Source organism: Salinisphaera sp. LB1 (assembly GCF_003177035.1).
Taxonomy (GTDB): Bacteria; Pseudomonadota; Gammaproteobacteria; order Nevskiales; family Salinisphaeraceae; genus Salinisphaera.
The window spans coordinates 2093594-2114875 of record NZ_CP029488.1 but is presented as its reverse complement, the minus strand read 5'-3'; the positions used below and the strand labels follow the sequence as shown (position 1 = coordinate 2114875).

Annotated in this window: 20 protein-coding genes; 10 read left to right on the top strand and 10 right to left on the bottom strand. The window is 63.9% G+C overall.

Annotated features, from left to right (window positions below):
- Both SALB1_RS09545 and SALB1_RS09540 read left to right on the top strand, forming a co-directional pair.
- Complete coding sequence (locus SALB1_RS09545) at nt 1-912, top strand: MlaD family protein (RefSeq protein ID WP_158590698.1); 912 nt, start codon at nt 1-3, stop codon at nt 910-912.
- 11 nt (nt 913-923) lie between these two features.
- Nucleotides 924-1610, top strand: a complete 687-nt coding sequence (locus tag SALB1_RS09540) for an ABC-type transport auxiliary lipoprotein family protein (RefSeq protein ID WP_158590697.1) — start codon at nt 924-926, stop codon at nt 1608-1610.
- A 75-nt stretch (nt 1611-1685) separates the two neighbouring features.
- Here the strand turns inward: SALB1_RS09540 and SALB1_RS09535 are convergent, their stop codons facing one another.
- Together SALB1_RS09535 and SALB1_RS09530 are read right to left on the bottom strand one after the other, a co-directional pair.
- Nucleotides 1686-2570: a phosphoribosylaminoimidazolesuccinocarboxamide synthase gene (locus tag SALB1_RS09535; RefSeq protein WP_109993654.1), complete on the bottom strand. Its 885-nt coding sequence runs from the start codon at nt 2568-2570 to the stop codon at nt 1686-1688.
- Nucleotides 2571-2636: 66 nt separating this feature from the next.
- Nucleotides 2637-3092 carry a CopD family protein gene (locus SALB1_RS09530; protein ID WP_158590696.1) on the bottom strand — a complete coding sequence of 152 codons (456 nt, stop codon included), beginning with the start codon at nt 3090-3092 and terminating at the stop codon, nt 2637-2639.
- Between the two features lie 162 nt (nt 3093-3254).
- Between SALB1_RS09530 and rpe the strand changes: the two genes are divergently transcribed.
- The 3 genes from rpe to SALB1_RS09515 all read left to right on the top strand — a co-directional run bounded on the left by rpe (nt 3255) and on the right by SALB1_RS09515 (nt 6237).
- A complete protein-coding gene (rpe, locus tag SALB1_RS09525) occupies nt 3255-3962 on the top strand; it encodes a ribulose-phosphate 3-epimerase (protein ID WP_109993652.1) in 708 nt (235 codons plus the stop codon).
- A 132-nt stretch (nt 3963-4094) separates the two neighbouring features.
- Nucleotides 4095-5024 carry a sugar-binding transcriptional regulator gene (locus SALB1_RS09520; RefSeq protein WP_109993651.1) on the top strand — a complete coding sequence of 310 codons (930 nt, stop codon included), beginning with the start codon at nt 4095-4097 and terminating at the stop codon, nt 5022-5024.
- A 235-nt stretch (nt 5025-5259) separates the two neighbouring features.
- Nucleotides 5260-6237 carry a carbohydrate kinase family protein gene (locus tag SALB1_RS09515; protein WP_109993650.1) on the top strand — a complete coding sequence of 326 codons (978 nt, stop codon included), beginning with the start codon at nt 5260-5262 and terminating at the stop codon, nt 6235-6237.
- A gap of 65 nt (nt 6238-6302) precedes the next feature.
- On the opposite strand, the gene SALB1_RS09510 is transcribed toward SALB1_RS09515, so the two are convergent.
- From SALB1_RS09510 to SALB1_RS09475, 8 genes are all read right to left on the bottom strand, one after another.
- Nucleotides 6303-7562, bottom strand: coding sequence for a dihydrolipoamide acetyltransferase family protein (locus SALB1_RS09510; RefSeq protein WP_109993649.1), 1260 nt, complete (start codon nt 7560-7562; stop codon nt 6303-6305).
- Complete coding sequence (locus SALB1_RS09505) at nt 7562-8563, bottom strand: alpha-ketoacid dehydrogenase subunit beta (RefSeq protein WP_109993648.1); 1002 nt, start codon at nt 8561-8563, stop codon at nt 7562-7564. Before SALB1_RS09505 ends, SALB1_RS09510 begins: the two co-directional genes overlap by 1 nt.
- Nucleotides 8556-9560 carry a thiamine pyrophosphate-dependent dehydrogenase E1 component subunit alpha gene (locus tag SALB1_RS09500; RefSeq protein WP_109993647.1) on the bottom strand — a complete coding sequence of 335 codons (1005 nt, stop codon included), beginning with the start codon at nt 9558-9560 and terminating at the stop codon, nt 8556-8558. The genes SALB1_RS09505 and SALB1_RS09500 overlap by 8 nt, the downstream gene beginning before the upstream one ends.
- 17 nt (nt 9561-9577) lie before the next feature.
- The gene (locus SALB1_RS09495) at nt 9578-10894 is read right to left on the bottom strand and encodes an NAD(P)H-dependent oxidoreductase (protein ID WP_109993646.1); all 1317 of its coding nucleotides are present in this window, start codon (nt 10892-10894) and stop codon (nt 9578-9580) included.
- 291 nt (nt 10895-11185) lie between these two features.
- Nucleotides 11186-12031 (bottom strand): carbohydrate ABC transporter permease, encoded by an 846-nt coding sequence (locus tag SALB1_RS09490; protein WP_109993645.1) that lies wholly within the window; start codon nt 12029-12031, stop codon nt 11186-11188.
- Between the two features lie 3 nt (nt 12032-12034).
- Entirely contained in the window at nt 12035-12970 is a 936-nt protein-coding gene (locus SALB1_RS09485) for a carbohydrate ABC transporter permease (protein ID WP_109993644.1), read from the bottom strand.
- Nucleotides 12971-12972: 2 nt separating this feature from the next.
- Nucleotides 12973-14550: an ABC transporter substrate-binding protein gene (locus tag SALB1_RS09480; protein ID WP_109993643.1), complete on the bottom strand. Its 1578-nt coding sequence runs from the start codon at nt 14548-14550 to the stop codon at nt 12973-12975.
- 72 nt (nt 14551-14622) lie between these two features.
- Nucleotides 14623-15816, bottom strand: coding sequence for an ABC transporter ATP-binding protein (locus tag SALB1_RS09475; protein WP_109993642.1), 1194 nt, complete (start codon nt 15814-15816; stop codon nt 14623-14625).
- Nucleotides 15817-16600: 784 nt separating this feature from the next.
- Between SALB1_RS09475 and trpE the strand changes: the two genes are divergently transcribed.
- The 5 genes from trpE (at nt 16601) to SALB1_RS09450 (ending at nt 21220) form a co-directional block, all read left to right on the top strand.
- A complete protein-coding gene (gene trpE / locus SALB1_RS09470; RefSeq protein ID WP_109993641.1) occupies nt 16601-18148 on the top strand; it encodes an anthranilate synthase component I in 1548 nt (515 codons plus the stop codon).
- Complete coding sequence (locus SALB1_RS09465) at nt 18145-18750, top strand: aminodeoxychorismate/anthranilate synthase component II (RefSeq protein WP_109993640.1); 606 nt, start codon at nt 18145-18147, stop codon at nt 18748-18750. Before trpE ends, SALB1_RS09465 begins: the two co-directional genes overlap by 4 nt.
- The gene (gene trpD, locus SALB1_RS09460) at nt 18747-19784 is read left to right on the top strand and encodes an anthranilate phosphoribosyltransferase (RefSeq protein WP_109993639.1); all 1038 of its coding nucleotides are present in this window, start codon (nt 18747-18749) and stop codon (nt 19782-19784) included. Before SALB1_RS09465 ends, trpD begins: the two co-directional genes overlap by 4 nt.
- An 83-nt stretch (nt 19785-19867) precedes the next feature.
- Nucleotides 19868-20665: an indole-3-glycerol phosphate synthase TrpC gene (trpC, locus tag SALB1_RS09455; protein ID WP_109993638.1), complete on the top strand. Its 798-nt coding sequence runs from the start codon at nt 19868-19870 to the stop codon at nt 20663-20665.
- Nucleotides 20666-20800: 135 nt separating this feature from the next.
- Entirely contained in the window at nt 20801-21220 is a 420-nt protein-coding gene (locus SALB1_RS09450; RefSeq protein WP_109993637.1) for an OsmC family protein, read from the top strand.
- The last annotated feature ends 62 nt before the right edge of the window (nt 21221-21282 follow it).

The window sequence follows — 21282 nt, the reverse complement described above, 5'->3', positions numbered from 1 at the left end:
ATGGAATACCGTTCGCATATCGTCGCCGCCGTCATTTTCATCCTGGTTTTCGGGGGCGGCGCGGTGGGCTTCTTCTTATGGCTGTCCACCGGTGGCAATGCACACCGCACGATCGTGATCGAGACCACCCAGTCGGCGGGCGGCGTCAGCGCCCAATCGCCGGTCAAGTTCAAAGGGCTCAAGGTCGGGCACATCGAAAGCGTGGGTTTCGATCCACACGACGCCAACAAGGTCCGCATCGTGTTCAAGGTGCGCGACTCGGTGCCGCTGACGCAGTCCAGCTACGGTCAACTCGCCACCCAGGGCCTCACCGGGATGTCCACGCTGACGTTGCACACACCCAACCCCTCGGCGCCGGCGTTGTCCGGCAATCCGCCCCATATGCCGTTGCACAAGGGGCTGCTGGGCCGGCTCAAGAGCCGGGGTCAGGCCGATCTGAAGAAGGTCACCCAAATCCTCGACCAGGTCCAGAATCTGACCGGCGGCAAGAACGCCAAACACATCAGCCAGACCCTGGCCCAGCTCAATCAGGCGACACGCCAGCTCACCGAGGCCGAAAAGAGTCTCCAGCCGACGCTGGCCCAGTTGCCGAAACTGACCCAGCAACTGCGGCATACGGTCGACAGCGTCGACCAACTGACCCACAAGGCGATCCCGGCGATCCAGAAAGCGGGCAAGGCGGCGAAATCGGCCCGGAACGTCGGCCAGTCGAGCCAGGACGTGATGCGTAACCTGAACAATCAGGTGCTGCCGCACATCGATGCGCTCACACGCCAGATGCAGGACACGGCGCGCCAGATCCAGAAGCTCGGCGCCGAACTGTCGTCCAAGCCCCAGAGCGTACTCACCGGCCCACCGGCACGTCGCCCCGGGCCGGGCGAACCCGGTTTCCATGCCGCCGGCGGCCAATGAGGAACTTCGACATGACGCCATGCCCCCGTTTTTTCCAACGCCTGGCCATGCTCGCGCTCGTCGTGATGGCTGCCAGCGCCATGTTCGGCCTGACCGGCTGCAGCGTACTCAGTGGCGGCGACCACTATCCGACGCGCTATACCCTGGACGCCGGCTCGTCGGAACCGACAAGCGCCAGCACGCCATCGACCGGGTATACGCTGGACCTGCGCCCGGTCAGCGCACCGGACTGGCTGAATTCCAAACGCATGCTGTACCGGCTGGACTACGCCAACAACGCCAAGCTTGCCGCCTATACCCGCTCCGCGTGGGCCGACACACCGGCCCGGCTGGTGGGTGACAATCTGAGGGATGCGCTATCGGCGTCCGGGCTGTTCCCGGCCGTGCTCGCCAACGCTTCCGGCCAGGCCGATCTCGCGCTGCAACTCGAACTGACGGATTTCTCGCAGCACTTCTCGTCGCGCACGGCCAGCCAGGGCCGGATCAGCGCTACCGCCACGCTGCTGCGTGCCGACAACGGCGCAGTGATCGCGCAGAAGCGCTTCCAGACCACCGCACCGGCGTCGAATGCGAACGCCGTCGGCGGCGTAGCTGCGTTGGCGAAAGCCGATACACAGCTGGATCGCGATATTCGCCAGTGGCTCGCGCATACGCTGGCCCACTGCGGCAAAACCTGCCCGCCGCCGGGCCAACACTGACCCGGCCAACTCAGGCCGCGCGCGCCACGCCGAGTTCATCATGGCGATGCATCCGGTGCCGCCGCATACCCAGGTTCAGCGGCCGATCAGGCGGTCGCGCGCTTCGGCGTACTTGGCCGCCGTATTGGCGATCACGTCGGCCGGCAGACGCGGCCCCGGCGCCGTCTTGTCCCAGTCCAGCGTTTCCAGATAGTCGCGCACGTACTGTTTGTCGAAACTGGGCGGGCTCATGCCGGTGGCGTATTGGTCGGCCGGCCAGAAGCGCGAGGAATCGGGGGTGAGCACTTCGTCGATGAGCACGAGCTGATCATTCTGATCGACGCCGAATTCGAACTTGGTGTCGGCAATGATGATGCCGCGCTCGGCCGCGTAGTCGGCCGCCGAGCGATAGAGGCCGGTCGCGACATCGCGCACCTCGGCCGCGCGCTCGGGGCCAATGATCTCGGCGGTACGCTCGAAGGAGATGGTTTCGTCGTGATCGCCGGCCGCGGCCTTGGTCGCCGGGGTGAATATGGGCTCGGCCAGTTTCTCGGCCTGAGCCAGGCCCTCGGGCAGCGCGATGCCGGAGATCGCGCCGGTGGCCTGGTAATCCTTCCAGCCCGAGCCGATCACGTAACCGCGGACGACCGCTTCGATCGGCAGCGCGTCGAGCCGCCGCACGAGCATCGCCCGGCCTGCGACCTGCGCGATTTCGGCGTCGTCGAGAATCCGCTCGAGCGGCATGTCGACACGCTGGTCGGCCACCGTGCCGGCGAAGCGATCGAACCAGAAATGGGTCAGCTCGGTGAGCACCGCGCCCTTGCCCGGAATCGGATCGGGCAACACCACATCGAAGGCCGACAACCGGTCGGTGGCCACGATCAACAGATAATCGACACCGACTGCGTAGACATCGCGCACCTTGCCGCGCATGAGCAGCGGCAGGCTGTGCAGTTCGGATTCAAAAAGCGTTTCGGGCATGACGATCGATGGCTGGGCTGCACGGACGCGTAGTTTAACAGCCGCGTCGCGCGCCCGAGGCGCCCGCTACAGCAACCCGTAGCTGCCGCCGGTGGCGATCGCGATGATCAGCAGCCCGAGCCACAGACTGGCGGTGGCGAACAGGCGCAACTGATTCATGGCCCGGCCGGCATCGGCCAGCGCGCCGGCCGCCAGCGCCGCCCGCACCCGTTTCCAGGGCGCGAAGAACATATGCGCATACAGCGCGATCATGATCCAGGCCAGCGCCTGCATTACGTTAATATAGGCCGGCACCACGGCGATGCCGCCGAGCAGCCCCGTCATCGCATAGCCGGTGACCAACAGCGTGAAGATCGCGATCCAGACCCACAGAAAGAAACGGCCGAGCGCGATCGACAACAATGGCAACCGCTCGCCCAGCGGCACCGACGAGGCCGCCGGCCGCAGCACACCAACCAGAAAGAACAACCCGCCCACCCAGATGGTGGCGGCCAGCGAATGCAACGCGATGAGATAGGCCATTCGGATTCCTTGTTCGGCATGCGCCCGGCACGCGCGCCATGGGCGGCATCATACGGAGCGCAGGGGATAGGAAGGCGCCGCGGTCTTGACGCGGGAGCCGCCATAACAGAGCGTACCGAAGCCAGCAGGTGCAATCCACGGTTATCAAGCGGGCCTATTGTCATGAGTCGATCCCCTTTCACCCCCCTGATCGCGCCGTCGATCCTGTCCGCCGACATGGCCGCACTCGGTGACGAATGCGAAGCCGTCATCGCCGCCGGCGCCGACTGGATCCACTTCGACGTGATGGACAACCATTACGTGCCAAATCTGACCTTCGGCCCGCCGGTGTGTGCGGCGCTGGCCAAGCGCCTGGCGCGCTCGCATCCGGATGTGCCGATCGACGTGCACCTGATGTGCGAGCCGGTGGACGACCTGATCCGGGGTTTCGCCGACGCCGGGGCCGCCTCGATCACTTTCCACCCCGAGGCCACGCGCCACGTCGATCGCAGCCTCGCACTCGCGCGCGATCTCGGCTGCAAGACCGGGCTGGTGTTCAACCCGGCCACCTCACTGGAATGGCTGAAATACGTACTCGACAAGATCGACATCATCCAGATCATGTCAGTGAACCCCGGTTTCGGCGGCCAATCGTTCATTCATGAGTCGCTGGGCAAGATCGCCGAGGCGCGCGATATCATCGACACGGTGGTCGCCGGCACCGATCGCGAGATCCGCATCGAGGTCGATGGCGGCGTGAAGGTGGATAACATCGCCAACATCGCCGAGGCCGGCGCCGATACCTTCGTCGCCGGCTCGGCCATCTTCGGTCAGGACGATTACGCCCGCGTCATCGGCCAGATGAAGCAGGCGATCGGCCAAGGACAGTAAGCGAGGCAACCGCCTGGCTTTCGATCTGGGCGTAGAGGCCGTTTGCCTGCAAGCCGCGAGACGAGGACACACGCTTTGAAAGACAACAAAGGCCGCGCCCGCACTTCGATCGGTCGACGCCGGTCTGGCGCCATGAGCCGTGAAGATCAACGCATCCGCGTCGCTTGGTTCTACTACATCGAAGGGTTGACCCAGAACGAAGTGGCCAAGCGGGTCGGGTTGAGCCGGCCGCTGGTCAACCAGATTCTGGCAACCTGCCGGGCCGAGGGCCTGATCCAGATCCGGCTGGACTCGGATATCAGCAACTGCACACGGCTTGCCGGGCAGCTGATCTCCAAATTCGGCCTCCTGGACGCGGTGGTCACGCCCGCGCCTGCCCACCCCGAAAATCTCGCCCGCACGATCGGTCTGCAAGCGGGTTTCTATCTGAGCGATCAGCTCAATCACGACCTGCAGATCGCGATTGGCTGGGGCGAGACGTTATGGCACAGCCTCAAGGGCGTTGAGCGTCAAAACCTTCGTAATTCATCGATTGCCTCGATGCTGGGCGGACTCACGCGCTACGCCGAAATCAGCGCCTACGAAACCGCGACACGCCTGGCGGATATGCTGTCCGCCCATTGTTATTACATGGCGGCGCCGGTTTATACCGATGACGCCAAGACGCGCGATCTGTTCGTGAATCAGCTCGTGCTGCAGGAAGTGTTCTCACGCGTGCGGTCCGCCGATATTGCGCTCTGCAGCGTCGGTCAGATGGATATGCAAGCCACGCTGCATCGCCTGGAATTGGTCAGCGAAGACGATCTGGCCGATCTGAAGGCCCATCGCGCGGTGGGTGATCTGCTCGGGCACTATCTCGATGCCGATGGCAACGTCGTCGATTGTGACCTGAATTCGCGCGTGGTGGCCGCCCACCCCGCCGATCTGCGCGATATCGAACGTGTGGTGCTGGCGTCGGGAGGCAAAGCCAAGACCGAAATCATCAGCGCGGTGTTGCGGGCACAATATGCGAACGTATTGGTCACCGATGAGGCGACCGCCGAGCTGCTGTGCCAGGCGTGAAAGGCATCGAATCACAGTCTTCGCCGGCACCCATCGGCCGCGTTGCGCACCCGACCGATGCCACATGGTTTTCACTGCATGTACTCGCGCCGGAATTATCGCCATATTGACACGCCCTAAGAAACTTCATTTACTATTGATAAACAAAATAACAAAAGAATAACCCAGGCATCGTTTCACGCGGGCGCAAGTGACGCGCCCAGGCCCGAGGTGCCGACTGAGGAGTAACGCCATCATGCGATATGACCTGACCTCGATGGGGTTTATCACCTTCGATTGCCTGGGTCGGCCGGTATCGGCGTTGCCGCCCGGCGGCGGCACCTACTTTATCGACGAGATCACCCTGGCCGTATCGGGCGCGGCCGGAAGCGCGGTCATCGCAGCCAGCCGCTACGGCTTGAAGACGCTGGCCGTGGGTGGGGTCGGCAACGATCTGATGGGCGACTGGGTACTTCAGCGACTGGCGCATTTCGGCGTCGATACCGCCACCATGCAGCGCTGCCCCGACGTCTGCACCTCCTCTTCGATCGTCACTACGCGTCCCAACGGCGAGCGCCCGGCGCTGCACATGAAAGGGGCCACCGCCCATTTCGAAGTCACCGCGGCCATGCGCGACCAGGTCCTGGATTGCCGGGTGCTGCTGCTCGGCGGGGTCGGCCTCATGGATCGCATGGACGGTGCGCCGAATGTCGCCCTGCTCAAGGAAGCCAAACGTCGCGGCTGCATCACCCTGCTGGACGTATTTGCGAGCCGGCCCGAGGATCTGGATCTGATCGAGGGGCTGATGCCCTACACGGATTATTTTCTGCCATCGATCGAGGAAGCGGCCGCCCTGTCGGGCAAGCAACAGCACAAAGAGATCGCTGCGTTTTTCCTGGATCGCGGCGTCGGCTGCGTGACGCTGACGATGGGCGCGGAAGGCGCCTATTATCACCATGCCGACGGCACGAGCTTCCATCAGCCGCCATTCGGAGTCGAGGTGGTGTGCACCTGTGGTTGCGGCGATGTATTCAACGCCGGTTTTGCTACCGGCCTCTGCCACGGTCTCGACCCCCAGGACACGGTCCGTTTTGCGCAGGCGACGTCGGCCCTCAACGCCACCGGCCTGGGCTCTCAGGCCGGCGTCCGATCGTACGAGCACACGCTCAAGATCATGAGCAACTGGCCGCTGCAGAAGCCGCATGGCAACGCCGCCTCGGCGCTGGAGACATAACCCGCGCCAACCGTCGCCCGAGCGTTAGGGGCCGTTGCCGATGACAGCGAGGGCTACCGCCGCACTTACAACAGCAACGACCAATGCCGACTGCGCTCGGCCAGATCGGCCAGAAAACGCGCGCCGTCGACACCGTCCGCGACCCGATGATCGACCGACAACGTGGCCGAAACCACCATCTTAGGCTTCCATTCGCCATTCGCCCACTCCGGCACGGTACGACGCCGGCCCAAGGCGATGATCGCGGACTGCGGCGCGTTGATAATGGCGTTGAAACGGTCGATGCCGAACATGCCGAGATTGGATACGGTGAACGTGCCGCCGGTCATCTCGTCGCCAGCCAACTCACGAGCCACGGCCCGCCGGGTTAGCCCGCGATAGCGTTCAGCGAATGTCTTGAACGCTATCCGGCCAGCATCGCGAATCACAGGAACGAGCAACCCATCCTTGCCGGCAACCGCCACGCCCAGGTGAACCTGATGCTGGAGTTCGAGCCGATCGGCGCCGATCAGTCGGCCGTTGAGCCGGGGGTGGTCGGCCAGCGTGCGCGCGATGGCAAAACAGAGCAGGCAACCGAGGCTCGGCTTGTGCTCGATTCTCGCCGCCAGCTCGGTGCGCAAGTCGAGCAGCGCATCGATCTCCAGCTCCCGCTCGAGATAGAAATGCGGGATATCGCGGAAGCTGCGCTGGGTGCGGTCGCCGGTCAGCTGCTGGACGCGGCTTAGCGCCACGATTTCGCCCGCGGCGGAGGCCTCCGATGCGCGCTCGCGAACCGACGTATCGGCGGGCCGGCCCGCGAGGGCGCGAACATCCGCCTGGTACACCACGCCGTTCGGGCCACTGCCCGCCACATCGCGGATATCCAGGCCCTGAGCGGCCGCCTCGCGTCGTGCAGCCGGCGAGGCCAGACCACGTGCTGCGCCGCCATTCTTCGGTGCGGACTCGGGCGCCGGCTCGCGGTCGGCGGCGTCCGAATCGCCCATCGGCTCGACGCGCGAGTCTGCATCTACAGACACCGGCGCCTCGACCGATACGGGCAGCTCGGCCTTATCGGCCGCCACATCCGGCAACGCCGGTGCCGGCTCGTCTTCCGACACGATCCAGGCCAGCGGCTCGCCCACGGCAATCACATCGCCCGCTTTGCCGCGCAAGTGGCGGATGATGCCGGCGACCTCGGCCTCCAGATCGTGGTTGGTCTTGTCGGTTTCGATCGTCAGGATCGGATCGCCCTTAGCGACATGGTCGCCCTCGGCCACCAGCCATTCGACCACGGTAACCTCGGCCAGATCCATGCCGATATGCGGCACTTCGACCAGCACGGCCATCAGACGTACCGTCCCGGGTCGTTGGCCAGAACCTGGGTCACGGCCTCGACGATGCGCTCCGGCGATGGCCGGATCGAGGCTTCGAGACGCTTGTTGTAGGGGATAGGCGTATCCGCGCAGGCCACGCGCGCGGGCGCCCGGTCCAGGGCGTAGAACGCCGGGCCCTCGGTGACTCGCGTGACCAGTTCGCCGCCCCAACCGCCGGTGCGGACATCTTCCTCGACCACCACCAGACGGCCGGTCTTGCGCACCGATTCGCAGACTCGATCACTGTCCATAGGCGCCAGGCTCAGCAGATTGATCACCTCGGCGTCGATGTTCTGCCCGGCGAGCGTTTCGGCCGCCTCGAGGGCGTAGTTGTGCATCAGGCCCGCGGCGACCAGGGTTACGTCGCCGCCTTCGCGGGTACAGCGTGCCCGACCGATTTCATAGGTTTCCGGCTGATCCGGCAGGCTGCCCTTGGTGTTGTAGAGCAGTTTGTGTTCATAGAACAGTACCGGATTGGGATCGGCCATGGCGGCGCGGAACAGCCCCTGCGCATCCGCCGGGGTGGACGGCATCACCACCCTCAGACCGGGCACGTGCACGAACCAGGCTTCCAGCGATTGGCTGTGCTGGGCCGCCGCGCCGGTGCCCGCCCCGCCCGGCGTACGCAATACCAGCGGTACCGACGCCGCCCCGCCGAACATGTAGCGCAGTTTCGCGGCCTGATTCACCAACTGGTCCATGCAGTGGGTGATGAAATCCGAGAACTGGATCTCGACGATCGGCCGCATGCCCATGACCGCCGCGCCTATGGCCAGACCGGTAAAGCCGGCTTCGGACAATGGCGTGTCGAGCACGCGCTCGGGGCCGAACTCCTCGACCAGCCCGCGGCTCACACCGAAGGCCCCGCCGTAGACGCCGACATCCTCACCGAGCAGAAACGCTTCATCGTCGGCGGCGAGCGTTTCCCGCAGCACCGTCGTCATCGCTTCGCGGAACGTGACATCATCAGGCATAGACATCCTCCAGCGCGCTCGACAACTCGGGCTCGGGATCGCGCTCGGCGCGGCCGAACGCCTGCTCGACCTGGTCCGCGGCGGCCTCCACCAGGGCCTGGCTGCGCTCGTCGTCCAGCAGACCGCGCTCGGTCAGCGTTCGGATATAGCGTTCGATAGGATCGTTGGCGCGCCACTCGGCGATTTCCTCGCGCGTGCGATAGCGATTGGCATCGCTTTTGGAATGGCCGAGATAGCGATAGGTGATGGTCTCGATCAGGGCCGGCCCGGCGCCGCGACAGCCGTTCATCAAGCGCGCGCCCGCCGTGTACACCGCTTCCAGGTCCATGCCGTCCACGGCTTCGGCCGGCATGCCGTAGCTGGCCGCACGGTTCGCGATACTGCCGCCGGCGGTGGCCTTTTCAGCCGAAAGCGACATGGCGTAGTGATTGTTCTCGCACACGAACAGCACCGGCAGTTGCCACACCGAAGCCAGATTCAGTGTTTCGTTGAAAATGCCTTCCTGGACCGCGCCGTCGCCGAAAAAACAGACCGCAACATGATCCTGGGCCCGCTGTTTGAAGGCGAACGCCGCCCCGCAGGCGATGCCCATGCTGCCGCCCACGATGCCATTGGCCCCGAGCATGCCGGCCTGGACGTCGGCGATATGCATGCTGCCGCCCTTGCCGCCGCAGTAGCCGGTGGCCTTGCCCAACAGCTCCGCCGCCATCCGATACGGATCCAGACCGAATGCGATGGCATGACCGTGCCCTCGGTGCGTGCCGGTGATCACGTCGCCATCGTGGCGATGACATAGCGTGCCCACGGCACAGGCTTCCTGCCCGACACAGAAATGCGCCGTCCCGTGCATGGCCCCCTTGGCATACAGCTTGTCCACTTTCTCGTCGAAGGCACGAATCAGCTGCATCTGCTCCAGCAGCGCGAGCTGACGCTCGGCGGACAAATCCGACAGCGTGGATGCGGCCGTCGATGCAGACGTTTTATTCCGGGTCGCCATGGTCAAAAATCCTGCCGTCAGTTCGCGATGGGTTCGAGCAGTTCGTCCTGCTCGTGCCGGAGACGCACGATCGGCTGATCGGCGTCGGGCGTGCAGTTGGCATAGGTCAGATATTCGTCGGCCTTGATCGACTGCGTCACCCGGGCGCCTTCACATAGGCCCAGCGGAATCGCGCGGTGCTCCCGGGCATCCGCGGCCGACAGAATCGTACCGAAGTAGGCGTAGCCACCAATCGCATCCAGCGTCTCGCCCGGCTGCAGATCGCGCTTGGCCACCGCGGTGGCTTCGGCGTAGCGCCGGGGCAGCGGTTGCATGGCCGCTTTGCGGTAGAGCACGGCTTCGGCCGCCGACAGCGGCACTTCGAGGCTGGTGAGGTGATAGGGCCGATGGAACAGGTGATACCAGCCCTTGCCCACATGCAGATCCTCCAGGCGCTCACGAATCCGGGGATGGCGTGTTTCGACGATCACGAACACGCCGGGCGCCACGCCGCGGCCGACCGAGAAATCCACCACGCCCCGGCGCGACAGCAGACCGCCGTCCTCGCGCGGGCACAGCAGGCCGGGCAACTCGGCCAGCCCGGCATCGACACCGTGCATGCCGGGCACGTCTGGCACGAGTCCGGTGGCATTGGCCAGCGCGGCCATCTCGATCATGGTCTTGGAGCCGTCGACGAATTCGACGAGCATGCGCGGATTCATGTTGCGGCGCGCCGCCTCTTCTTCGTAATCCCGAGGTACAGCGTATCGATCGAACTTGTTGTTCTTCCCCTTGCCCGCCGCGACGATCGGATAGCCCAGGGTCTGTACGAAGCGCACCAGCTCCATCGTGGCACTGGGTTCATCGCCGGCGCCGAGTGTATAGACCACCCCGGCTTCATCGGCTCGGCGCCGCAACAGCGGGCCGATGGTGACGTCGGTTTCCACGTTCATGAGAACCAGATGCTTACCGTGATCGAACGCGTCGATGGCAAGGCGCGCCCCGAATGACGGCGATCCCGTGGCATCGATGAGCACATCGATCGCTTCGCAATCGCATACGTCGAGATGATTCGAAGTCAGCGCAATGCCACCGGCGGCAATGATTTTCGGCACCGTGGCCGTATCGTCGGCTTCGCGCCCGACGCCGTCGGCCAATCCCGCGACCGCGATCGCCTTGCGTGCCGCGGCCAGCTCCAATTCGACGATCGCGCCGATACGAACGCCGGGCATCAGACTCACCTGGGTAACGATATCCGTACCCATTTCGCCGGTGCCGACCAAGCCGATGGTGACGGGCTTGCCTTCACGCTCCCGACGCTCCAGGTCAGCCAGAAGACTATGGCTGTCACTCATTGAGGTGCTCCAGTAGACCCACCGGTCATATACCGGTCGGAACCGATGATGCCGCTCGCACTATGGCGCCGTGATCGTTCGGTCTCGATCGGCGACCGCGATGATTCTTTCAGCCAATTCGTTTTATCTTTTGATATATGAATTATCATAAGTATCTTCGCCGTATTTTCCCCTGTCAACTTCTTTTCAGCAATCGCCTCGCGTTTTCTTGTTGATCATGTGAAGGACAGAAACCTGAAATACGGGACGTTGCCGGCATGGACGGCGGCACGGTGGCGGTCGGTACGGCGCTTAATTTTTCAATGCGCCCATGGTCAGCCCCCGGGACAGGTGGCGCTGGATGAGCAGCGTCAGAATGAACATCGGCACAAACGTGACCAGCGCAACGACGGCAATATCGTTGTAGATGATCCCTTTCGACCCACCGGTGAACATGGCCAGGCCCACCGATAACGTCTGCGCGCGATCTGTATACGAAATCAGCAGCGTGAACAGGAATTCGTTGACGGCGAATATGAGCGCCAGAATGGAGGCGGTGACCACACCGGAGATCGACAATGGCAGCGTGACCCGCATCAGAATGCCGATCGAACGGGCTCCGTCGACGCGCGCCGCCTCTTCGATCTCGCGCGGCACCTCGATCATGTAGCTGCGAATGACCCAGGTCACGATGGATAGATTGATCGCGGCGTAGATCAGCATCAGCGCCGCGGGATTGTCCAGCAGATGCAAATTCTTGAATAGAATGTATATGGGCAGAGCCACGGCTGCCGGGACGATCATGCGCGTACTCAGGATATAGAACCCGATCTGATCGCGGCCTCGATACTGGAAGCGCGCGAGGCTGTAAGCCGCCGGGATCGCCAGCAGGAGATCGATCAATACACTGCCGATAGCGGCAATGAATGTGTTGCGCAGATACGCCCACATCGGCCAGTTGTCGAAAGTGTCCCGCCAGGCATCGAGTGTGAAATGCGGCCAGTAGATCGGCGGGTTGACCATGGTTTCCGTGCGCCCACGCAGGCTGATCGTCACCAGCCAGACAATCGGCAGCAAGCAGAAAAACGCCCAGCACGCCAGCAGCAGATAGCGGCCGATACGGCTCGAATGCTGTGCCATACGACGAGATGAAGCCATCGCCTACTCCATTGCCGGTCGGAAGTAACGACTCACGGCATACTGCGCGACGCCGATCGTGACAATCAGCACCAACACCGACGCGGCGGCGGCGGTGCCGGCATCAAACTGGTTGAAGCCGACCCGATAGATGAAATAACTCACAGTTTCGGTATTGCCGGCCGGTGCCCCCTGTGTCATCACATAGACCTTGGTGAACATCGTCACGGCGTCGATGCCGCGCAGCACGAGCGCGATCGCGATGATCGGCCGAAGCAACGGCAGACTGACCTGCCAGAACACCTGCCAGCTGCGCGCGCCGTCCACTTTCGCGGCCTCTTCCAGATCGCTGTTTTGTGCCTGGAGCGCGCCGACGAAGATTAGAAACAGAAACGGCGTCCATTCCCATACGTCCGCCACGACCAACGACAGCCGTGCCAGAGCGGGGTTGCCCACCCAGTTCAATGCATCGGGCAATACCCCCGTATGCCCCATCAGATCGTTGACCACGCTGGCCCCGGGCACGAACAGAAGCTTCCACATAAACGACACGGCCGACGGCATGAACAGCATCGGGGCGAGGAATATCATCCGCCATCCCTTGACCCATGGGTCGCGGTAAACCAATGCCGCGAGCCCGAGTGCGAGAACGAACTCGGCCAGCACCGACGAACCCGAAATGATGACCGTATTGACGACACTGGCGAGAAAATCGCCGTCCCTGAACAGGGACGCATAGTTGCCGAGGCCGACGAACGTATCCATGCCCGGCATAGTGAAAGACGATTGATAGAAACTCTTGTAGAGCGCGTAGATGAACGGGTAGAGCGTAATGCCGAGCAGATACGCCACGGCCGGAGCGACCAGCGCATAAGGCAGCCAGCGTGGATCGTGCCCGCGCCGCCGAGCAGCGGCGCGGGCCGACTTGACCGAAGCCGTCGATGCCGGTACGGAAGACATCCCTAGACCGGCGCTTGCTTGCCGCGGCCCAACCACATCCGATCGTGTATCACGCTGTAATCGACCGGCGGCTTGGCGCCATGGAATCCCTTGCGCCGCAGAATTTCCTCCCAACGTTTGGACGCCGTCTGCAAGGCCTCCTTCGGCTTGGCGTCGCCGGCAATGGCTTTGTTCAACTCCAGACCCAGCGCGGTTTCAAGCTGATACATGCCCGGGATACGGGGCTCGGCCCAGGCGTAGGGCAGCGACTCGCCCCAGATCTTGGCCGGCGGCATGATCTTCTGGAAATTCTCGTTATTGATCACCGACATGAAACCGGGCGCCACACCGTTCGCGGCAGCGCCGTTCATGGCCTGCAGCGATGCCGTGGTAAAGAATGCAAGCATCACGAACGCGGCCTCCGGATTGCGGGCGTTGGCCGCGATGGAGGCGGTGGACCCGGCCAGATTCGGCGGCGCAAACCGCGCATCGGCACCGGTTCCGCGCGGCTCGTACAAGGCGACAGGCTCGTCGCCGGCAATCCGCGATTGGTCGGGGCGCGTGGCCTGGTTGGCCTGATCCTGCCACGCCATGTTCATGGCCAACTGGCCGCCGAGCCAGGCCGCGCGATCGTCCGCCCAGCCCCAGTTCTCTATGCCCTGCGGCGCATATTTCTTCAGTTCGATAAGGATCTCGACCGCCTTGACTCCGGCATCGCTGACAATCTGCGGCTTCCAGTCGGAATCCAGTAGATCGAGGCCATACTGGGCCGCGATGTGCTCCCAAGTGTAGGTACTCCAGAACCCGCGGCCGCCCATGTAGCCGATGCCATTCATGTGGGCGCCGGGTTTGTTGAGGGTCTTGGCAAAATGCACCACGTCGTCCCAGGTCTTGACCGTATCCTTGGGCGACGCCGAATGACCGACGTATTGCTTGAACTGCTTGTTCCGCACCATGAACATCTTGAAGTCGCAATCGTACGGAATGCCGAACACCCCCTTGTCGGAATACAGCGCGTAGTTCTGCCAGTATGTATCGGCGAAATCCTCGTACGGCAGTTTGTATTTGTCGACGTAGTCGTCCAGTGCATGCAGGAACCCCGGCGCGCTGAAGTCACCCAGCCAGGGAGAGAAATACTCCAGCGCATCGAACCGGGCCGAACCGGAAACGAAAGCGGATACCGCCTTGGTATAGAACGACGCGTCCGGAATCGAGATAACCTCGACGTTGATGCCGGACAATTGCTGGAAAGGTTTCAACGTCGACTGGACCGAGTCCGCGTCCGCGGCGCCTACGGCGAAACGCACACTCTGACCGGCAAACTGCGAACGAATCGATTCCCAGTCGGCCGTCCGGATCCAGTCTTTTTTCGGGTCCCAAAGCACTGCATCGGGAGCCAGCCCGAACTGATCAAGGTATTTTTTCGGCACGTAATTGCCGGGTTTGATGGTGTCCAGGATCTTGTCCGGATCGGGCATCGTGTCGGCAAACGCGTATTTCGGGAGCACCAACGGCGCCAGCGCCACCGCCCCCATGCCCGCAAGGCCGCCCTGTACAAAACGACGCCGGGTCCACATGCCCGCTTTTCTTACGCTTTTCATCGCTTTCTCCTTCTCTTAGAGGGTCTACTCAGGCCTGGCCTGAACGCAGATGTGACGTGAGCAGCCGTTGCATCAGTCGGGTCGGAAGCGCATGTCGGTTCCGACCGAGGCCAGCTCGCCGTTTGGCTGCATTGAGCGGATCGAGTCGGCTTGGTTTCGTGATACGGCGGCATTGGCATTGAGACGCTTGCCGGACTCTTTATCGAATACATGCAGCCGCCCTTCCAGCAGACTGAGCTCAATGGATTCCTTGACCCTAAGCGTTTGATCACGCGGCAATTCCGCAATCAGCGGATAGCCGTCGACCACGAATCGGATATCGGTGGTCGAGCCCATCTGCTCGACCAGTTCGATCGTGCCCTGCACCGTGCCCATGACGGACTGCGCATCGACTGGCGACGGCTTTAGGTGTTCGGGCCGGAATCCGATCGTCACTTCGCGACTGTCGAGCGACGCCAGCCGTTGCTGCAAAGAAGGCTCGATCTGGAAATCGAATCCGGGCCCATGAATCCGCGTCGCGTCGTCGCCGACTTCGGCCGACAGGAAGTTCATGGGCGGGTTACCGATGAATCCGGCGACATAGCTGTTCACCGGTTCGTCGTAGAGCGCCAGGGGCGTGGCGACCTGCTGGATCACACCACCGTTCATGACCACGATGCGATCGCCCATGGTCATCGCCTCGACCTGGTCGTGGGTTACATAGAAGGTGGTCACACCGATGCGTCGGTGCAGCTTGGCGATCTCCGCGCGCATGCTCACCCGCAGCTTGGCATCCAGATTGGACAACGGCTCGTCCATGAGGAAAACCTCGGGCTCGCGGACGATGGCCCGGCCCAGCGCAACGCGCTGGCGCTGTCCGCCGGACAGCTCCCGTGGTTTGCGCGCCAACAAGGGTTCGATGTCCAGCGTCTGCGCGGCGGCCCGGACTCGCCGCTCGATTTCCGTCTTCGGAAAACGCCGCAATTTGAGGGCGAATGCGAGGTTGTCGAATACATTGCGATGGGGATAGAGCGCATAGCTCTGGAAAACCATGGCAATTTCGCGATCCTGAACCGGGACGTCCTGCATTGGGCGACCGTCGAAACTCAGCGTCCCGCTGTCCATATCCTCGAGACCGGCGATCATGCGCAGCGTGGTGGACTTGCCGCAGCCGGACGGGCCGACCAATACCACGAACTCCCCCTCGCACGATTCGAGATTGAAGTCCTGCACGGCTGGCGTGCTGCCGAAGTACTTGCAGACATTTTCGAGCTTGACCACTGCCATGAACGAACCTCGAACAGCTATCGATCCGGTCTCTGCGCGGCTTACGCTCAAGCCACTCGGCGGCTTTTGAATTCAATCGATCCGATGTCGATCACACTCGAACGCAAGAGTCTTTTTCCGTCTCCCGGTTGCAGACTGCGCTTGGCCGGCTGTAACGGCATGCGCCCCCTGCATCCGTGTTCTGTATCTCAATCACTCCCATCAGGCCAGGGCTCGGTACGGATCCAGGCTATACCTCGGCTTTGCCGATGTTTACAGGGCGATCAAAACATTGATTAGGGCCCCACCATTGAGCCGCTTTTTTCATTTGATATTCCATCTGACTTTAGTATTACCCGTGTCGATGCAAGGATCGCCGGAGCGCGGCTCCCCGACACCGGACCTCCGTTGAGAGCCAACCCGGCATACCCACGACACGCGGATGATTCGTTACCAGGACCCCGCACGCCGCTGTTCCGCCATCGGGATTTGGCAAGCCGGGAAATTTCAGTCAGCATTAGGGCCTGTTGCCGTTTCGTGCGAGCGCCTCGTCTTGCCGCAAAACAGCGCTTGGCGCGGACTCGCACGAAACGGCAACAGGCCCTAGCAAATAACGACGGCTATGGCGTCGGTACCCGAGATGACCGCGAAGATGACTTCAAATCGATCGAAACAAGCCGTAAACCGCGCCTTCGACGCGGCCTGGCGATGGCGGGTGCAGCGCTGGCGGGGTTGATGCCCCAAGCCCCTCGCGGTGTGCGTTGTCGCGCCGCCTGTTTGTCAATATCCGATCGATTGATGCGCCATGTCCGATTCCGTCTCCTACGAGGCTTCGCTACTCGCCCGGCGTGAACCGCTGGTGGTCGAGGCGCTGGCCGATCTCGACACGCCGCTGTCGACTTACCTGAAAGTCGCCGATGCGCCCTATTCCTTCCTGCTGGAATCCGTGCAGGGCGGCGAGCGCTGGGGCCGTTATTCCATCATCGGCCTGCCGGCCACCGAGCGTATTCGCGTGCGCGGCAAAACGCTCGTGCACGAAACCGACGACGGCGTCATCGAGACACTCGAGACCGCCGATCCGCTGGCCTGGATCCAGGCGTTCAACGATGCCCGCCCGCTGCCGCGGTTGCCCGAACTGCCGCGCCTGACCGGCGGTCTGGTCGGCTATTTCGGCTACGACACGATCCGCTATATCGAGCCGCGCCTGGCCGGCGGCGGGCAGGGCAAGGACGATCCGCTGGATCTGCCCGATATTCTGTTGCTGGTGGCCGAGGAGTTGGTCATCTTCGACAACCTCTCGGGCAAGCTCTATGTCGTGGCTCACTATCTGGAAGGCGATGCCGGGGACCGGGCCCGGGTCGAGGCCCGGATCGAGGCCATTCTGGACGCGCTGGATGCGCCCCTGCCGCAGGCGGCGGCACGTACCGGCACCGACCACCCGGCGATCGATCCCGGGATCGACCCGGCAATTGATAATGGCCGTTTCGTTTCCGGCCTGACCCAGGCCGGCTACGAGGACGCGGTGCGCCGGATTCGCGAATACACCCGGGCGGGCGACGTGATGCAGGTGGTGCCCAGCCAGCGCCTGTCGGCGCCCTTCAACGCCGAACCGATGTCGCTGTATCGGGCGCTGCGCAGCCTGAATCCGTCGCCGTACATGTTCTATTTCAACTTCGACGACCACCACGTCGTGGGCGCGTCGCCGGAAATTCTGGTGCGCGCGATGGACGGCGAGGTCACGGTCCGCCCGATCGCCGGCACCCGCAAACGCGGCTTGACGCCGGCCGAGGACGAAGCGCTGGCCGAGGAATTGCTGGAAGATCCGAAAGAGATCGCCGAGCACTTGATGCTGATCGATCTGGGCCGCAACGATGTCGGCCGGGTGGCGACGCCGGGCACCGTCAAGCTGACCGAGCGCATGGCGATCGAGCGTTATTCGCATGTCATGCATATCGTGTCGAACGTCACCGGCAAGCTCAGAGACGATCTGACGCCGATGGATGCGCTGCGGGCGGCGTTCCCGGCCGGCACCCTGTCCGGCGCCCCCAAGATCCGGGCGATGGAGATCATCGACGAGATCGAGCCGGTCAAACGCGGCGTCTACGGCGGCGCGGTCGGCTATCTGGCGGGCAATGGCAGCATGGATCTGGCGATCGCGATCCGCACCGCGGTGATCAAGAACGGCGAGATCCATGTCCAGGCCGGCGGGGGCATCGTCGCCGACTCGCAGCCCACCACGGAGTGGGAAGAGACGATGAACAAGGCCCGCGCCGTCATGAAGGCCGCGGCCCTCGCCGAGCAGGGGCTGGGTGCGCGGCGCCGTGTTGGCCACAAGGGGGAGCACTCGTCATGATCCTGATGCTCGACAACTACGATTCGTTCACCTACAACCTCGTGCAGTATCTCGGCGAACTCGACGCCGAAGTGCATGTGGTGCGCAACGACGAAATCACGGTCGAGGAGATCGAGCGCATGGCGCCGGCCGGCGTGGTGGTCTCGCCCGGCCCCTGCGGGCCGGAAGAGGCGGGCGTGTCGATCGAACTGATCCAGCGCATGGCCCATCGCCTGCCGATCTTCGGCGTATGTCTCGGTCATCAGGCGCTGGGCCGGGCGTTCGGCGCGACGGTCACGCGTGCCCGCGAGGTCATGCACGGCAAGACCTCCATCATCCGCCACACCGGGCGTGGCGTGTTCGAGAATCTGGCGGATCGGTTGACCGCGACCCGCTATCACTCGTTGATCGTGGCCCGCGACGGCCTGCCGGCCGATTTCGAGATCACCGCCTGGACCGAAACCGCCGACGGCGAGATGGACGAAATCATGGGGCTCATTCATACCCCCACCGGCGCCGAGGGCGTGCAGTTTCATCCCGAATCCATCCTCTCGGATCACGGCCACGCGATGCTGCACACCTTCCTCAAGCGCTGCGGCGAGTTGAAGGCCGACCCGGCATGATCGACGCGCCCCTGCTCGACGATATCGCACGCGGCCGGGATCTGGCGCCCGAGCGCATGGCCGCGGCCATGCGCTCGATCATGACCGGCGGCGCCACCCCGGCCCAGATCGGCGCGTTCCTCATGGGCCTGCGCATGAAAGGCGAATCCATCGATGAGATCGCCGCCGCCGCGGCCGTCATGCGTGAACTGGCCACCGATGTACCGGTCGAGCCCGACATCGCCGAAACGCTGGTCGACACCTGCGGCACCGGCGGCGACGGCTCGGGATTGTTCAATGTCTCCACCGCGGCGGCGTTCGTGGCCGCCGCCGCCGGCGGCCATATCGCCAAGCACGGCAACCGCTCGGTTTCCAGCAAGTCCGGCAGCGCCGATCTGCTGGAAGCCGCCGGCCTGAACCTGGAGACCACGGCCGACGAAGTCGCCGCCTGCATTCGTGAACTCGGCGTCGGCTTCATGTTCGCCCCAGCCCATCACGGCGCGATGAAACACGCCGTGGGCGTACGCCGCGAACTCGGTATCCGCACGCTGTTCAATCTGCTCGGGCCGCTGACCAACCCCGCCGGCGCGCGCAACCAGATCATGGGCGTGTTCAACGGCCATCTGTGCGAGCCGCTGGCCCAGGTGCTCGGCAAGCTCGGCAGCCGGCATGTGATGATCGTGCATGGCGAGGACGGCCTCGACGAACTGTCGATCAACGCGCCGACCAAGGTCGCCGAGCTGCGCGACGGCGACGTCGTCAGCTACAAGATCGCACCGGAGGATGTCGGCCTGGAGCGCGGCTCGCTCGATACGCTGCGCGTGACCGGCGCGGCCGAATCCCTGGCGGTGATCGAAAAAGCGTTCGCCGGCCAGTTCGACCTGGCGGCCGATATCATTGCCTTCAATGCCGGCGCGGCGCTTTACGTCGGCGACCAATCGCCGAATCTGGCGGCCGGCGTGGCATTGGCGCGCGAGACCATCGCCAGCGGGGCCGCAGCACGACGTATGGCGGAAGTCGCCGCCTGGACCCGGGCACGCGCGGCGAGCGCCTGATCGCGGCCCGATCGCGTTAGGCTATGCCCGGGCCGGCGCCGAGCCGCCGCCCCCTCGTTTTCTTACCAACCTGCGGCGCGGCCATGAGCATTCAGACCACCGACACCATCCTCGACCGTATCCTGGCGCGAAAGCGCGAAGAAATCGCCGCGTACGTCGCCGCCACGGACCCGGCCGCCCTGGCGGACGCCGTGGCCGCCGCCGAGGCGCCGCGCGGCTTCGCCGCGGCACTGGAGGGCAAACGCCCGCGTTCGGTGATCGCCGAGATCAAGAAAGCCTCGCCCAGCAAGGGGCTGATTCGCGAGGATTTCGATGTCGCCTGGCTGGCACAGCGATACGCGGCGGGCGGCGCGGCCTGTCTTTCGGTGCTCACCGACCGCGATTATTTCCAGGGCGACGACGCCTTCCTGCGCATCGCGCGCGACGCCTGCGATCTGCCGGTACTGCGCAAGGACTTCATGATCGATCCGGTGCAGATCGACCAGTCCCGCGCGCTCGGCGCCGACTGCATCCTGCTGATCGCCGCTGCGTTGTCCACCGACCTGATGGCCGAGCTGGCCGCACGGGCCTTCGAACTGGGCATGGACGTGCTCGCCGAAGTCCACGATGCCGAGGAACTCGACCGCGTCCTGACCCTGCCCGGGCACACCATCCTCGGCATCAACAATCGCGACCTGCATACCTTCGACACCAGCCTCGACGTTAGCCTGGCGCTGCGTGAGCGTATCGTCGGCGACCGCCTCCTCGTCAGCGAAAGCGGCATCTTCACGCCCGAAGACCGCATGCGGCTGGCCGATGCCGGCTTCGATGCACTGCTGGTCGGCGAGTCCTTCATGCGCCAGCCCGACCCCGGCGCCGCGGTTGCCCGCTTGATCGCCTGATCGCCCGACCCGGCAGGCGCCGCAGCCGCGGGATCGCTTCGCCGACCTGCCGAAAAAGGTCGGACCCACGCGCCTCTTTTATTTTTGCGCGGACGCCTTACATCATGAAGCAGGCACGACGACAAGCGCGACTCGATGAAAGCGACCCTGAACTGGAAAGACGGCCTGGAATTCGACGGCCGGGCCGATAGCGACCACCACGTCACGATCGACGGCCCGCCCGACCTCGGCGGCAAGAACGCCGGTTTCCGGCCGATGGAGATGATGCTGCTGTCGGTGGGCGGCTGCAGCGCGATGGACGTGATGCATATCCTGAAGAAATCGCGCCAGGACGTGACCGATTGCCGGATCGAGGTCGACGGCACGCGGGCCGAAACCGAGCCCAAGGTGTTCACCGACATCCACGTCCAGTTCATCGTCAGCGGCCGCAACCTGAGCGACAAGCACGTGGCCCGGGCGGTCGAGCTGTCCGCCGAGAAATACTGCTCGGCCTCGATCATGCTGGCCCAGGCCGTCAACATGACCCACGGCTACACCATCCACGAAGCCGAGTGAGCGCGCCCGCCGCACGCTTGACGCGGCCTGCATACGCCGGATACTGCGCCTCCGACCATCGC

Excerpts from the sequence above, each read along its gene's own strand:
- SALB1_RS09545 (WP_158590698.1), top strand. The coding sequence starts at position 1 with ATGGAATACCGTTCGCATATCGTCGCCGCCGTCATTTTCATCCTGGTT.
- SALB1_RS09540 (WP_158590697.1), top strand. The coding sequence starts at position 924 with ATGACGCCATGCCCCCGTTTTTTCCAACGCCTGGCCATGCTCGCGCTC.
- SALB1_RS09535 (WP_109993654.1), bottom strand. The coding sequence starts at position 2,570 with ATGCCCGAAACGCTTTTTGAATCCGAACTGCACAGCCTGCCGCTGCTC.
- SALB1_RS09530 (WP_158590696.1), bottom strand. The coding sequence starts at position 3,092 with ATGGCCTATCTCATCGCGTTGCATTCGCTGGCCGCCACCATCTGGGTG.
- rpe (WP_109993652.1), top strand. The coding sequence starts at position 3,255 with ATGAGTCGATCCCCTTTCACCCCCCTGATCGCGCCGTCGATCCTGTCC.
- SALB1_RS09520 (WP_109993651.1), top strand. The coding sequence starts at position 4,095 with ATGAGCCGTGAAGATCAACGCATCCGCGTCGCTTGGTTCTACTACATC.
- SALB1_RS09515 (WP_109993650.1), top strand. The coding sequence starts at position 5,260 with ATGCGATATGACCTGACCTCGATGGGGTTTATCACCTTCGATTGCCTG.
- SALB1_RS09510 (WP_109993649.1), bottom strand. The coding sequence starts at position 7,562 with ATGGCCGTGCTGGTCGAAGTGCCGCATATCGGCATGGATCTGGCCGAG.
- SALB1_RS09505 (WP_109993648.1), bottom strand. The coding sequence starts at position 8,563 with ATGCCTGATGATGTCACGTTCCGCGAAGCGATGACGACGGTGCTGCGG.
- SALB1_RS09500 (WP_109993647.1), bottom strand. The coding sequence starts at position 9,560 with ATGGCGACCCGGAATAAAACGTCTGCATCGACGGCCGCATCCACGCTG.
- SALB1_RS09495 (WP_109993646.1), bottom strand. The coding sequence starts at position 10,894 with ATGAGTGACAGCCATAGTCTTCTGGCTGACCTGGAGCGTCGGGAGCGT.
- SALB1_RS09490 (WP_109993645.1), bottom strand. The coding sequence starts at position 12,031 with ATGGCTTCATCTCGTCGTATGGCACAGCATTCGAGCCGTATCGGCCGC.
- SALB1_RS09485 (WP_109993644.1), bottom strand. The coding sequence starts at position 12,970 with ATGTCTTCCGTACCGGCATCGACGGCTTCGGTCAAGTCGGCCCGCGCC.
- SALB1_RS09480 (WP_109993643.1), bottom strand. The coding sequence starts at position 14,550 with ATGAAAAGCGTAAGAAAAGCGGGCATGTGGACCCGGCGTCGTTTTGTA.
- SALB1_RS09475 (WP_109993642.1), bottom strand. The coding sequence starts at position 15,816 with ATGGCAGTGGTCAAGCTCGAAAATGTCTGCAAGTACTTCGGCAGCACG.
- trpE (WP_109993641.1), top strand. The coding sequence starts at position 16,601 with ATGTCCGATTCCGTCTCCTACGAGGCTTCGCTACTCGCCCGGCGTGAA.
- SALB1_RS09465 (WP_109993640.1), top strand. The coding sequence starts at position 18,145 with ATGATCCTGATGCTCGACAACTACGATTCGTTCACCTACAACCTCGTG.
- trpD (WP_109993639.1), top strand. The coding sequence starts at position 18,747 with ATGATCGACGCGCCCCTGCTCGACGATATCGCACGCGGCCGGGATCTG.
- trpC (WP_109993638.1), top strand. The coding sequence starts at position 19,868 with ATGAGCATTCAGACCACCGACACCATCCTCGACCGTATCCTGGCGCGA.
- SALB1_RS09450 (WP_109993637.1), top strand. The coding sequence starts at position 20,801 with ATGAAAGCGACCCTGAACTGGAAAGACGGCCTGGAATTCGACGGCCGG.